Origin of the sequence: Streptomyces sp. NPDC048297 (assembly GCF_043201585.1) — a bacterium.
Taxonomy (GTDB): Bacteria; Actinomycetota; Actinomycetes; order Streptomycetales; family Streptomycetaceae; genus Streptomyces.
The window spans coordinates 23131-35918 of sequence record NZ_JBICZA010000023.1 but is presented as its reverse complement, the minus strand read 5'-3'; the positions used below and the strand labels follow the sequence as shown (position 1 = coordinate 35918).

Sequence of the window (12788 nt, the reverse complement as noted above, 5' to 3'; positions counted from 1 at the left end):
GCGACCATGACCGCGCTCGAATCCCCTGACACCGTAGTTGTGGACGATGCCGCCGAGGCGGAAGGCGGCGTGCTGGGCCGGTCGTACCGGGCGCTCAGTGTCGGGATCGTGTCCGTCGTGCTGCTCATCGCCTTCGAGGCGACCGCCGTCGGCACCGCCATGCCGGTCGCGGCGCGGGAGCTGGACGGGGTGGCGCTGTACGCGTTCGCCTTCTCCGGGTACTTCACGACGAGCCTGTTCGGGATGGTGTTCGCCGGGCAGTGGTCCGACCGGAAGGGCCCGCTCGGGGCGCTGAGCGCGGGCATCGGCGCCTTCGCCGCCGGGCTCGTGATCGCCGGGACCGCGCAGGTCATGTGGGTGTTCATCCTGGGGCGGGCGGTGCAGGGCCTCGGCGGCGGGCTGGTGATCGTCGCGCTGTACGTCGTCGTCGGGCGCGCCTATCCCGAGCGGCTGCGGCCCGCGATCATGGCGGCCTTCGCCGCCGGCTGGGTCGTCCCGTCCATCGTCGGCCCCCTCGCCTCCGGCGCCGTGACCGAGCATCTCGGCTGGCGGTGGGTCTTCCTCGGCATCCCGGTCCTGGTGGTGTTCCCGCTCGCGCTCGCGCTGCCCCAGATACGGCGGCGCGCGGGCGGGCCGGTGGCGGCCGGCGCCGAGGACACCGGCTCCTTCGACCGGCGCCGCATCCGGCTCGCCCTCGCCGTCTCCCTCGGCGCCGGGCTCCTCCAGTACGCCGCCCAGGACCTGCGCCCGCTCTCCCTGCTCCCCGGCCTCGCGGGCGCCGCCCTCCTCGTACCGTCCGTCCGCGGCCTGCTCCCGCGCGGCACCTGTCGGGCCGCCCGCGGCCTGCCCTCCGTCGTGCTGCTGCGCGGACTGTCCGCGGGGTCCTTCATCGCCGCAGAATCGTTCATCCCGCTGATGCTGGTCACCCAGCGCGGGCTGTCGCCGACCCTCGCCGGGTTCTCCCTGGCGGCGGGCGGCGGCACCTGGGCGCTCGGGTCGTGGGTGCAGTCGCGGCCCCGCGCGGAGCAGCACCGGGAGCGGCTGATGACGGTCGGGATGGTGCTGGTGGCCGCCGGGATCGTCGCCGCGCCCAGCGTGCTCGTGCACTCCGTGCCCGTGTGGACCGTCGCCGTCGCCTGGGCCTTCGGCTGCTTCGGCATGGGCCTGGTGATCTCCTCCACCAGCGTGCTCCTGCTCCGCCTCTCCGCTCCCGAGGAGGCCGGCACCAACTCCGCCGCCCTCCAGATCTCCGACGGTCTGGCCACCGTGGTCCTCCTGTCGGCGACCGGCGCGGCCTTCGCGGCACTGGGCGGCGGCAGCGCCACGGCCACGACAGCCGAGGGCACCCATCCCGCCGCCTTCGCCGCGGTCTTCCTGCCGATGGCCGCGGTGGCGGTGGTGGGGGCGTGGGTGACGAGGCGGGTGCGGGCGGAAGTGCGGTGACACTCTGTGGAGGACGAGGAGTTGGCAGCTCTGGGGGAGCGCGAGGCGGCGGAGGGGCGCAGCATGCGGGCCTTCGCCCATGACGCCGTGATCGTGGCCATGGACGAGCACTCACGACTGTTCAACGAGGCGGCCGAGCACGTGCTGAGGGCCGGCGCCGAGCTGAACCGGAGGCTCGCCTGATGCACTACCTCACGGCCAGGACGCCTACCCGGACGTGTGGCAGAAGGCGGCGGCGCTCATGGAGTCGCTCGCCCGCAATCACGGGCTCGTGGACGGCAACAAACGCATCGCCTGGTACGCGACCTGGGTCTTCCTGCACATGAACGGCCATCCGCTCGATGCGGAATTCGACGTCGACGAGGCCGAGCGATTCGTGCTGGACGTGTGCCAAGGTGCCCTGGACGTACCCAAGATCGCGGCTCAGTTGCCGCGGTTCGCGCGCTGACTGTGACCTCGGTCCCACCCGTGGGCGACCCGGTCGCGTTCGGCCGTTGACGAGGCAGGCGCGCCGGTAGGGTGGCCCGGTTGTCATACGTAGCCGAGCCGCCCGACCCCCTTCTGTACGGAGACCGTGACTACCACCGCCGCTTCCTCGACGCACTCCCACCACCTCTCGCCCGCCTTCCCCGGCAGGGCCCCCTGGGGTACCGCCAGCAGGCTGCGTGCCTGGCAGCAGGGGGCGATGGAGAAGTACATCCAGGAGCAGCCACGCGACTTCCTGGCCGTCGCCACGCCCGGCGCCGGCAAGACGACCTTCGCGCTCACCCTCGCCTCCTGGCTGCTGCACCACCACGTCGTGCAGCAGGTCACCGTGGTCGCGCCGACCGAGCACCTGAAGAAGCAGTGGGCGCAGGCCGCGGCCCGGATAGGGATCAAGCTCGACCCCGAGTACAGCGCGGGCCCGCTCGGCAAGGACTACGACGGCGTCGCCGTCACGTACGCCGGTGTCGGCGTGCGCCCCATGCTGCACCGCAACCGCGTCGAGCAGCGCAAGACCCTCGTCATCCTCGACGAGATCCACCACGCCGGTGACTCCAAGTCCTGGGGCGAGGCGTGCCTGGAGGCCTTCGAGCCCGCGACCCGCCGGCTCGCGCTGACCGGTACGCCGTTCCGCTCCGACACCAACCCCATCCCCTTCGTGACGTACGAGGAGGACAACGCCGGCATCCGGCGCTCCGCCGCCGACTACACCTACGGCTACGGCAACGCGCTCGCCGACCACGTCGTCCGGCCGGTGATCTTCCTGTCCTACAGCGGCCAGATGCGCTGGCGCACCAAGGCCGGTGACGAGATCGCCGCCCGGCTCGGCGAGCCGATGACCAAGGACGCGGTCAGCCAGGCCTGGCGCACCGCCCTCGACCCGCGCGGCGAGTGGATGCCGAGCGTGCTGCGCGCCGCCGACCAGCGGCTGACCGAGGTCAGGAAGGCCATCCCGGACGCCGGCGCCCTCGTCATCGCCTCCGACCAGGACTCGGCGCGCGCGTACGCCAAGCTGATCCGGGAGATCACCGGGACGAAGGCGACGGTCGTACTGTCCGACGACGTCGGCGCCTCGAAGCGGATCGACGACTTCAGCGAGAGCAACGACCGCTGGATGGTCGCCGTGCGCATGGTGTCCGAGGGCGTCGACGTGCCCCGGCTCGCCGTGGGCGTGTACGCGACGACCATCTCGACCCCGCTGTTCTTCGCCCAGGCCGTCGGGCGTTTCGTACGGTCCCGGCGGCGCGGCGAGACCGCGTCCGTGTTCCTGCCGACCGTGCCCGACCTGCTGACCTTCGCCAACGAGATGGAGAAGGAACGGGACCACGCCCTCGACAAGCCGAAGAAGGAGGGCGAGGAGGATCCGTACGCCGAGTCCGAGAAGGAGATGGACGAGGCGAACAAGGAGCAGGACGAGGACACCGGCGAGCAGGAGCAGTTCTCCTTCGAGGCGCTGGAGTCCGAGGCCGTCTTCGACCGGGTGCTGTACGACGGCGCCGAGTTCGGCATGCAGGCGCACCCGGGGAGCGAGGAGGAGCAGGACTACCTCGGCATCCCGGGGCTGCTGGAGCCCGACCAGGTGCAGATGCTGTTGCAGAAGCGGCAGGCGCGGCAGATCGCGCACAGCCGCAAGAAGCCGGACAGCGAGGCGGACCTGCTGGAGCTGCCGGCGGAGCGGCGGCCGGTCGTCAGCCACAAGGAGATGATGGAGCTGCGCAAGCAGCTCAACACGATGGTCAGCGCGTACGTCCACCAGAGCGGCAAGCCGCACGGGGTGATCCACACCGAGCTGCGGCGGGTGTGCGGGGGGCCGCCGAGCGCGGAGGCGACGGCGGGGCAGCTGAGGCAGAGGATCGCGAAGGTGCAGGAGTGGGCGACGCGCATGCGGTGACGCTCCGCTGGGGTGCCCATTTTTTCCCACCCACCCACCCGACTCGGTAGGTCGCGAGCCCACCGCAACGGGGCTCCGCCCCGGACCCCGGACCAGCCGCGCGTTGCCCCCTGACCCGGCCCCCGCCCCGGGCTTTGCCACGGGCCCCGGTATGGGCTTCGCCCCGGATCCCGGCTCGGACTTCGCCCCGGCTCCGGCTTCGCCCCGGCCCCCGGCTCGGACTTCGCCCCGGGCCCGGCATGGGGCTTTGCCCCGGCCCCCGGACCGGCCGTGCGTTGCTCCCTGCCCCGGCCCCCGCCCCGGGCTTTGCCACGGGCCCCGGTATGGGTTTCGCCCCGGCCCCCGGCTCGGACTTCGCCCCGGGCCCGGCATGGGGCTCTGCCCCGGCCCCCGGACCGGCCGTGCGTTGCTCCCTGCCCCGGCCCCCGCCCCGGGCTTTGCCCTGGACCTCGGTATGGGTTTCGCCCCGGCCCCCGGCTCGGACTTCGCCCCGGGGTTCTGCCCCGGGCCCCGGCGCGGGCTTCGCCCCGGCCGTCGGTATGGGCTTAGCTCTGGGGCCCGGCTCGGGCTTTGCCCCGGATCCTGGCGCGGGCTTTGCCCCGGCCCCCCTGTGCCCACCCTCCCCGCCGCCCCAGTGGCGCGGCTGTCTGCGGGTACGTGGTGGTGGCGGATTGGTTTTTGGGTGTGGGTTGTGTGGGGTCGGTCGCGCAGTTTCTCGCGCCCCTGGGGGGTGCGGCGCCGTTGGTTGTGGAAGCGGCGGTGCTTGTGCCGACTCAGGGGCGCGGGGAACTGCGCGAGGAACCACGATGGACCCGCACCCGGACGCGCGCCTGTACTCCGATGGCGCCCCCTGCCAGGCATGGGCGCAGCCCCCATGTTCATGGGGTGCAAGTTCATGGGGCATGTGCGTATCCGGACGAATGCAGGCAGGCCGGATCTGGTCTTGCCCGGATTCTGGACCGAGACTTCCGCTCAGCGAACCTGCTTCGCTACTGTCCGGCTACGCACACGCCCCGTGGCAGCGCCGCCGCGGAGCGCAGCCGTGAAGCGACATTGGTCCGGAGCCGCCGGGCCGTCCTGCCGATCGGCGGCCTCTGAAGCGCGTCGCCGACGGGACTCGGCGACGCATATGTCGCTCGGGGGGCGCCGACCTCACCGCAAAAGGAGTGGGCGTCGTGACCGCGGAGACCTCCCAGACGCTCGACCGGGGACTACGTGTCCTCAAACTGCTGGCCGACACCGACCACGGGCTGACCGTCACCGAGCTTTCCCACAAACTGGGCGTGAACCGGACCGTCGTGTACCGGTTGCTCGCCACGCTGGAGCAGCACGCGCTCGTACGACGTGACCTGGGCGGCCGGGCCAGGGTCGGGCTCGGGGTACTGCGTCTCGGCCACCAGGTGCATCCGCTGGTACGGGAGGCCGCACTGCCCGCGCTGCGCTCCCTCGCCGAGGACATCGGGGCGACGGCGCACCTGACCCTTGTGGACGGCACCGAGGCGCTCGCCGTCGCCGTGGTCGAGCCGACCTGGACCGACTACCACGTGGCCTACCGGGCCGGTTTCCGCCATCCGCTGGACCGCGGCGCCGCCGGCCGGGCGATCCTCGCCGCACGGCGCTCGCGACCGGCCGACCCCGGGTACACGCTCACCCACGGTGAGCTGGAGGCCGGGGCGAGCGGAGCCGCGGCCCCCCTCGTCGGGGTGACCGGTGTCGAGGGCAGCGTCGGCGTCGTCATGCTCGCGGACTCCGTCCCGGAGAGGGTCGGGCCCAGGGTGGTGGATGCCGCCAGGGAGGTCGCCGAAGCCCTCCGCTGAGGATCATCGAGCGAGGGCCGCAGCGACGGGACCTGTACACCGGCGGCACAGGAGGCACACGGGGCGCGCGTTAATGTGATCCCGTGCTCTCACGTCTCACGCGTCCCCAGGCCGTTGCCGCCTGCGCCCTGCCCGTCGTGGCCCTGCTCGCCACGGCGGCGTTCGCGCCGCTGCCGTTCGCGGTGGCGCAGCCGGGGATGACCGCGAACGTGCTCGGTGAGAACAGGGGCACCCCGGTGATCACCGTCTCCGGAGCGCCCACCCGCACACCGAGCGGGCAGCTGCGGATGACGACGATCGAGGCGACCGGACCGGACACGAACGTGCGCCTCGGGGACGTACTGGGCAACTGGTTCCGCACCGACCGGGCGGTCATGCCGCACGACTCGGTCTACCCGACGGGCAACGACGTCAAGGAGATCGAGAAGCACAACGCCCAGCAGATGCGGCAGTCCCAGGACGCGGCGACCCAGGCGGCCCTGAAGTACCTGGACCTGAAGGCGGACCACGTCAAGGTCACGCTGAAGCTCGCGGACGTGGGCGGGCCCAGCGCGGGGCTGCTGTTCACCCTGGGGATCATCGACAAGCTGGACGGCGACGGCAGCGGCGGCGACCTCACGGGCGGCCGGACCATCGCCGGTACGGGCACGATCGACGCCGACGGCAAGGTCGGCGCGGTCGGCGGGGTGGCGCTGAAGACGCAGGCCGCGCGGCGGGACGGCGCGACCGTCTTCCTGGTGCCGAAGGCGGAGTGCGCCGATGCCAGGTCCGAGCTGCCCAAGGGGCTGCGGCTGATCCCGGTCACCACGCTGAAGAGCGCGGTGGACTCCCTGGTGGCGCTGGAGAAGGGGAAGGGCTCGGTACCGAGCTGTTAGGCGAGCGCCGGGCTGTTGGGCGAGCGCCGGGCTGTTGGGCGACCGCCCGGCCGCTGGGCGAGCGCCGGGCTGTCAGGCGACCGCCGGCTTCGGGGTGGCCGCGAGCCGCAGGCCGACCTCTACGAGAGTCCAGCCGACGCGGGTGCGCAGTTCGACCGGGGACTTCACTTCGGCGGCCAGCCGGTGGGCGTCGGCCCGTGCGCGCAGGTCGGCGGCGTGCTGCCGGGCGAGCTGGAACTGGGTGTGCATGGCGTGCCCTTTCAGTCCGTCTCTACGGGGAACAGGTGCGTGTGAATGCGTACTTGCTCGGAGCCGGGGGTGTCCTTGCCGAGGGCGCGGACCCGGTAGTCCTCGATCAAGGCGTGCATCTTCTGGACGAGCTCGTCGGAGAGCTCGGGTGTGAGCCGGAACGTCGCGTTGCTCATGTCGGCGGCGCGTGACCACTCCTCGGACCAGCGCTCCCGGGTGCTGAGCCAGGTGGACAGCTCGCGGGCGTGGGTGTTCGCGATCTCGTGGAGGTACATCTCGGCCATGCCCCGGAGCTCGGGGCCGGCGCTCTTGAACTCGTCGGCGTCGAAGACGATTCCCTGGTCCACCGCCCTCCACCACCGCTCCCGGCCCTTGCCGGACTCCGGGGCGTCCTCGATGAAGCCGTGGGCGGCGAGCTGACGCAGGTGGTAGCTGGTCGCGCCGCTGGACTCGCCGAGCCGTGCGCCCAGTTGGGAGGCGGTGGCGGGGCCGTGGTGCCGCAGGGCGTCCAGCAGCTGCATGCGCAGCGGGTGGGCCAGTCCTCTCAGCGAACGGGCGTCCAGCTGGCGGACCTTGCGCTCCTGCGGTTCCTCCGTCATGCGTACAAAGATAGCTATGCAAAGAGTCCTTTGCAACACTCTCTTTGCATCAACTCCCTTGGAAGTCCCCGGTGTTCCCGGCGTTTCCGGTGTTTCCGGCGTTCCCCGCACCCCCGTCGCCATCCCCGGCCGCCTGCTCCACCAGCGGGATGATCCGCAGCGGGACGGGGTTCTCCATGACGATCGCCGTGGACGCCCGGACGATGCCCTCGAAGCCGACCACCCGGTCGATCACCCGCTGGAGATCGGCGTTGGAGCGGGCCACCAGCCGGCACAGCATGTCCCCGCTGCCCGTGGTCGTCAGCAGCTCCAGCACCTCAGGCACGGTCGCCAAGTGCGCCCGGACATCGGCACCTTGACCCTGCCGGATCTGCAGCGTCGCGAACGCGGTGACCGGGTAGCCGAGGGCCGCCGGGTCCACCTGGGGCCCGAACCCGCGGATGACCCCGTTCGACTGAAGGCGGTCGAGGCGCGCCTGGACCGTCCCGCGCGCGACCCCCAGCCGCCGGGACATCTCCAGCACCCCGATGCGCGGCTCGCGTGCGAGCAGCACGATGATCCGCCCGTCCAGTCGGTCGATCGCCATGGCCGCTCCCAGGGATGGTCATCCTGTACAGAAAGTCCGGCGGAACCGCCGTACGGCTGAACACATTGCCCAGCGAATACGCAAACTATTGCGCACCTTGCAGACCGGGGCCACCCTTCGGCTATGACGCAGACCACGCAGCACACTCCCGACGAGACCGTCCGGCAGGCCGACCCCTTCCCGGTCAAGGGAATGGACGCGGTCGTCTTCGCCGTGGGCAACGCCAAGCAGGCGGCGCACTACTACTCCACCGCCTTCGGCATGAAGCTCGTCGCGTACTGCGGCCCGGAGAACGGCACCCGCGAGACCGCGAGTTACGTGCTGGAGAACGGCTCCGCCCGGTTCGTGTTCACCTCGGTCGTCAGGCCGGCCACCGCCTGGGGCGAGTTCCTCACCCGGCACGTGGCCGAGCACGGCGACGGCGTCATCGACCTGGCCATCGAGGTCCCGGACGCGCGCGCCGCCCACGCCTACGCCGTCGAGCACGGCGCCCGCTCCGTCGAGGAGCCGTACGAGCTGAAGGACGAGAACGGCACCGTCGTCCTCGCCGCGATCGCCACCTACGGCGAGACCCGCCACACCCTGGTCGACCGCTCCGGCTACGACGGCCCCTACCTGCCCGGCTACGCCGCCGCCGACCCGATGGTCGAGCCGCCCGCCCAGCGCACCTTCCAGGCCGTCGACCACTGCGTCGGCAACGTCGAACTCGGCCGGATGAACGAGTGGGTCGGCTTCTACAACAAGGTCATGGGCTTCACGAACATGAAGGAGTTCGTGGGCGACGACATCGCCACCGAGTACAGCGCGCTGATGTCGAAGGTCGTCGCGGACGGCACCCTCAAGGTCAAGTTCCCGATCAACGAGCCCGCGATCGCCAAGAAGAAGTCCCAGATCGACGAGTACCTGGAGTTCTACGGCGGCGCCGGTGTCCAGCACATCGCGCTGAACACCAACGACATCGTGCGCACCGTCCGCACCATGCGCGCGGCCGGAGTCCAGTTCCTCGACACCCCGGACTCCTACTACGACACCCTCGGCGAGTGGGTCGGCGACACCCGCGTGCCCGTCGACACCCTGCGCGAGCTGAAGATCCTCGCCGACCGCGACGAGGACGGCTACCTGCTGCAGATCTTCACCAAGCCGGTCCAGGACCGCCCGACCGTGTTCTTCGAGATCATCGAGCGCCATGGCTCGATGGGCTTCGGCAAGGGCAACTTCAAGGCGCTGTTCGAGGCGATCGAGCGGGAGCAGGAGAAGCGGGGCAACCTGTAGGGCCCCTGTAGGGCCTACCGGGGCGCCGGTGGGGGACCGGCTCGTCCGGTGGCCTACTGGGGGACCGGCTCGTCCGGTACGTCGCCGAGCTCCCGCAGCGCGGACCTCGCCGCGGGAGCCTGCAACGGCGAGAAGTACGGATTGATCTGCAGCGCCTCCTTGAGATGCCGCCGCGCCGACGAGTCCTGGTCCAACTCGCGCTCGATGATCCCCCGGTGGAACACGTACAGCGCGCTGCGCACCCCGCCGCCCTTCGTCTTGTCCGTCGCGGTCTCGGCGTAGGTCAGCGCCTCCTCGTCGTCGCCCGCGCGGTGCAGCGCCCAGCCCAGGGCGTCGGCCACCTCGATCCCGGGCTGGCGCCGCCACTCATCCTCCAGTTGCAGCACCGCCTCCTGCGGGTCCCCGTGGTCCGCCTCCAGCTGCCCGAGCAGCAGGTCCTCGTCGACCCCGCCTGCCTCGGCCACCTGCGCCCGCTCGCGCAGCACGTCGTACTGCCGCTCGGCGTCCCGGTTCATCCCCAGCGACTCGTACAACTCGCCCAGCTCCAGGGCGTACCGGGGATCCGGCTGCTTGCCGGACGCCGCCTGGTACGCGGCCAGCGCCTGCGAGGTGCGGCCCATCGCGGCCAGCGTCCGGCCCTGCCCGGCCGCCGCCGCCCGCTGCCCGGGGTCCAGCCGCCCGGCGGCCTCGAAGTGCCGCAGCGCGTCCGACAGGTCGCCCCGCTCCCAGGCCAGCTGCCCGAGCCCCGTCAGACAGGCGGCCTGCTCCGCGGGGGTGCGGGCGGCCGACGCCGCGTCCGTCAGCTGGGCCACCGCGTCCTCGCGCCAGCCCCGGTCCCGGTAGACGGCCGAGGCCCGTGCCATCACCGCGGGCCGGGTGGCCGCGTCGGTCTTCAGCCCCATCAGCTTGTCCAGCGTGGAGCGCGCGTTCTTGTAGTCGCCGAGCCCGGTGTAGGCGTCGATCAGCGGCGGATACGCCGTCCACTGCTTCGGCGTCAGCTCCATGAGCTGCTCGCCGTACTCCTTGGCCTGCGGAAAGTCCCGCCGGGCGTTCGCCAGCGCGGCCATCCCGCCCAGCGCCGCCGCCCGGTCCGCGTCACGCAGGTCCTGGACCTCCAGCGCGGCCCGCAGTGCCCGCTCGGCCTTCGGATAGTCCGCGGTGTCGGCGCTCTGGCGCCCCTGCTCCACATAAGCGGTCCCCAGCACCGCCCAGGCCCGCGCGTTGTGCGGCTGCGCCTGTACCGTCCTCTCCTGCCGGGCGATGAGCGCCGCCAGGTCGGGCAGCGCGGCAGGCACCCCGGCGGTGACCGTCGTCAGCGCCTGCGTCCGCGGGCCCGCCGCCGGTCTCGGAGCGGGAGCGGGAGGCAGGACCCGGTGCCGTTCCTGCGCGGGCATCAGGATCAGCACCGCACCCGCCGCGGTGCTGCCCGCCGCCGCCGTGACCAGGGTCCAGCGCACCCAGCGCGGCCGGCGCCGGGGACGGCGCGGTTCGGGCGACTCGGCCACCAGGGACGTACCGGGGACCGAGTGACCGTATTGTCGGTTCTCCATACCGCTCACTGTGCGTCAGTACGACGAGCGCGTCCGGGCGGCCCAAGGGTGGCGCGACGGGGTTCACACCGATGGCCCCGAGTGCGACGCTGTGATCATGAGTCGCATCGAAGCGCCCCGCGACGAGAGCGCACACACCGGTAGCCTCACCGACCGGCTCCTGGCCGGCCTGCCCCCCGAGGCGGTCCTGACCGACCCCGACGTCACCGCCTCCTACGCCAATGACATGGCGAGTTTCTGCCCGGCCGGCGCCCCCCGCGTCGTCGTGCTGCCGCGCACGGTCGAACAGGTCCAGCACGTCATGCGCACCGCCTCCGAGCTGCGCGTACCGGTCGTCCCGCAGGGCGCCCGCACCGGTCTGTCCGGCGGTGCCAACGCCACCGACGGCTGCATCGCGCTGTCCCTCACCAAGATGGACCGCATCCTGGAGATCAGCCCGGTCGACCGCATCGCCGTCGTCGAGCCCGGCGTCATCAACGCCACCCTCTCCCACGCGGTCGAGGAACACGGCCTGTACTACCCGCCGGACCCCTCCAGCTGGGAGATGTGCACGATCGGCGGCAACATCGGCACGGCCTCGGGCGGGCTGTGCTGCGTGAAGTACGGCGTGACCGCCGAGTACGTCCTCGGCCTGGACGTCGTCCTCGCCGACGGCCGGCTGATGTCCACCGGCCGCCGCACGGCCAAGGGCGTGGCCGGCTACGACCTCACCCGGCTCTTCGTCGGCTCCGAGGGCTCGCTCGGCATCGTCGTACGGGCCGTGCTCGCCCTGAAACCCAAGCCGCCGCGGCAGCTGGTGCTCGCCGCCGAGTTCCCCTCCGCGGCCACCGCCTGCGACGCCGTGTGCCGGATCATGGAGGGCGGTCACGGACCCTCCCTCCTCGAACTGATGGACCGTACGACCGTCAAGGCGGTCAACGACCTCGCCCGCATGGGCCTGCCGGAGACCACCGAGGCGCTGCTGCTCGCCGCCTTCGACACCCCGGACCCCCGTGCCGACCTGGCCGCCGTCGGCGCCCTGTGCGAGGCCGCCGGAGCCACCCAGGTGGTGCCCGCCGAGGACGCCGCCGAGTCCGAACTCCTGCTGCAGGCCCGGCGGCTCTCGCTGACCGCGCTGGAGGCGGTCAAGGGCACGACGATGATCGACGACGTCTGCGTGCCCCGCTCCAGGCTCGGGGAGATGCTGGAGGGGGTCGAGCGGATCGCCGGGAAGTTCGGGCTGACCATCGGGGTGTGCGCCCACGCCGGCGACGGCAACACGCATCCCACCGTCTGCTTCGACGCCCAGGACGCCGACGAGTCCCGGCGGGCCCGCGAGTCCTTCGACGAGATCATGGCCCTCGGCCTCGAACTCGGTGGGACCATCACCGGCGAGCACGGCGTGGGCATGCTGAAGAAGGAGTGGCTGGCGCGGGAGATCGGCCCGGTCGGGGTGGAGATGCAGCGGGCGGTCAAGCAGGTCTTCGATCCGCTCGGCATCCTCAACCCGGGCAAGCTGTTCTGACCCCTCGCGCGCGCCCGTCACTACGTCCGTCACCACCCCCGGCGCTGCGCCCGGCACTGCGCCGGTCACTGCGCGAGCAGCTGGTCGAGCGCGTCGTCGATCCCCAGTTGCTCGCCCTCCGTGCCCGGGGGCACCGCCCGCAGCGTGCGCTCCAGCCAGGCGGACACCTGCGGCGTCGGAGCCTCCAGCAGGGCGTCGCCGTCGGGCGAGCTGAGCGCCATCAGCACGGCACTGCGCCCGTCGGCCTTGGTCGGCCAGACCCGCACGTCCCCGTGCCCGCACGGCCGGAACACCCCCTCGACCAGGAGTTCGCGGGCGAACGTCCAGTTGACGGGGGACTCGGAGTTGATGTGGAACATGATGTGGACCGCGTAGGGGTCGTCGGAGCGGTAACTGAGCCTGGCCGGGACCGGGACGCTCCGCTCGGGAGACAGGATGAGCTTCAGTTCGAGCTCGCGCTCCACCACCGTGTGCTGCATGACCTGCGTTTCCTCTCTGGCCGGGGCCGCTCGGAGTGGG

12 protein-coding genes and 1 pseudogene are annotated in these 12788 nt (G+C 72.0%); 8 read left to right on the top strand and 5 right to left on the bottom strand.

Going from position 1 to position 12788, the window contains the following annotated elements:
• Positions 1–6: 6 nt before the first annotated feature.
• The 6 genes and pseudogenes from ACGFYV_RS24235 to ACGFYV_RS24210 all read left to right on the top strand — a co-directional run bounded on the left by ACGFYV_RS24235 (position 7) and on the right by ACGFYV_RS24210 (position 6509).
• Positions 7–1443: an MFS transporter gene (locus ACGFYV_RS24235; RefSeq protein ID WP_393880535.1), complete on the top strand. Its 1437-nt coding sequence runs from the start codon at positions 7–9 to the stop codon at positions 1441–1443.
• Between the two features lie 21 nt (positions 1444–1464).
• Positions 1465–1626: a hypothetical protein gene (locus ACGFYV_RS24230; RefSeq protein WP_393880534.1), complete on the top strand. Its 162-nt coding sequence runs from the start codon at positions 1465–1467 to the stop codon at positions 1624–1626.
• Positions 1622–1891 (top strand): annotated as a pseudogene (locus ACGFYV_RS24225) (type II toxin-antitoxin system death-on-curing family toxin); the annotation flags it as partial. The gene ACGFYV_RS24230 and the pseudogene ACGFYV_RS24225, both read left to right, overlap by 5 nt.
• Positions 1892–2017: 126 nt before the next feature.
• Positions 2018–3817 (top strand): DEAD/DEAH box helicase, encoded by a 1800-nt coding sequence (locus ACGFYV_RS24220; protein WP_393880533.1) that lies wholly within the window; start codon positions 2018–2020, stop codon positions 3815–3817.
• A gap of 1175 nt (positions 3818–4992) precedes the next feature.
• Positions 4993–5634 (top strand): IclR family transcriptional regulator, encoded by a 642-nt coding sequence (locus tag ACGFYV_RS24215; protein WP_393880532.1) that lies wholly within the window; start codon positions 4993–4995, stop codon positions 5632–5634.
• 83 nt (positions 5635–5717) lie between these two features.
• The gene (locus ACGFYV_RS24210) at positions 5718–6509 is read left to right on the top strand and encodes a S16 family serine protease (RefSeq protein ID WP_393880531.1); all 792 of its coding nucleotides are present in this window, start codon (positions 5718–5720) and stop codon (positions 6507–6509) included.
• A 72-nt stretch (positions 6510–6581) separates the two neighbouring features.
• Here ACGFYV_RS24210 and ACGFYV_RS24205 read toward each other — a convergent pair whose 3' ends face one another.
• From ACGFYV_RS24205 to ACGFYV_RS24195, 3 genes are read right to left on the bottom strand one after another with little or no spacing between them, the layout of a single operon-like run.
• The gene (locus tag ACGFYV_RS24205) at positions 6582–6758 is read right to left on the bottom strand and encodes a hypothetical protein (protein ID WP_393880530.1); all 177 of its coding nucleotides are present in this window, start codon (positions 6756–6758) and stop codon (positions 6582–6584) included.
• 11 nt (positions 6759–6769) lie between these two features.
• Positions 6770–7357, bottom strand: a complete 588-nt coding sequence (locus ACGFYV_RS24200; protein WP_393880529.1) for an ArsR/SmtB family transcription factor — start codon at positions 7355–7357, stop codon at positions 6770–6772.
• A gap of 49 nt (positions 7358–7406) precedes the next feature.
• Positions 7407–7943 carry an Lrp/AsnC family transcriptional regulator gene (locus ACGFYV_RS24195; RefSeq protein WP_393880528.1) on the bottom strand — a complete coding sequence of 179 codons (537 nt, stop codon included), beginning with the start codon at positions 7941–7943 and terminating at the stop codon, positions 7407–7409.
• A gap of 123 nt (positions 7944–8066) precedes the next feature.
• Between ACGFYV_RS24195 and hppD the strand changes: the two genes are divergently transcribed.
• Positions 8067–9215, top strand: coding sequence for a 4-hydroxyphenylpyruvate dioxygenase (hppD, locus tag ACGFYV_RS24190; protein WP_393880527.1), 1149 nt, complete (start codon positions 8067–8069; stop codon positions 9213–9215).
• 53 nt (positions 9216–9268) lie between these two features.
• Here hppD and ACGFYV_RS24185 read toward each other — a convergent pair whose 3' ends face one another.
• A complete protein-coding gene (locus ACGFYV_RS24185) occupies positions 9269–10765 on the bottom strand; it encodes a tetratricopeptide repeat protein (RefSeq protein WP_393880526.1) in 1497 nt (498 codons plus the stop codon).
• A gap of 91 nt (positions 10766–10856) precedes the next feature.
• Between ACGFYV_RS24185 and ACGFYV_RS24180 the strand changes: the two genes are divergently transcribed.
• Positions 10857–12269, top strand: a complete 1413-nt coding sequence (locus ACGFYV_RS24180; protein WP_393880525.1) for an FAD-binding oxidoreductase — start codon at positions 10857–10859, stop codon at positions 12267–12269.
• A 65-nt stretch (positions 12270–12334) separates the two neighbouring features.
• Here the strand turns inward: ACGFYV_RS24180 and ACGFYV_RS24175 are convergent, their stop codons facing one another.
• Positions 12335–12748, bottom strand: coding sequence for an SsgA family sporulation/cell division regulator (locus ACGFYV_RS24175; RefSeq protein ID WP_393880524.1), 414 nt, complete (start codon positions 12746–12748; stop codon positions 12335–12337).
• Between the last annotated feature and the right edge of the window lie 40 nt (positions 12749–12788).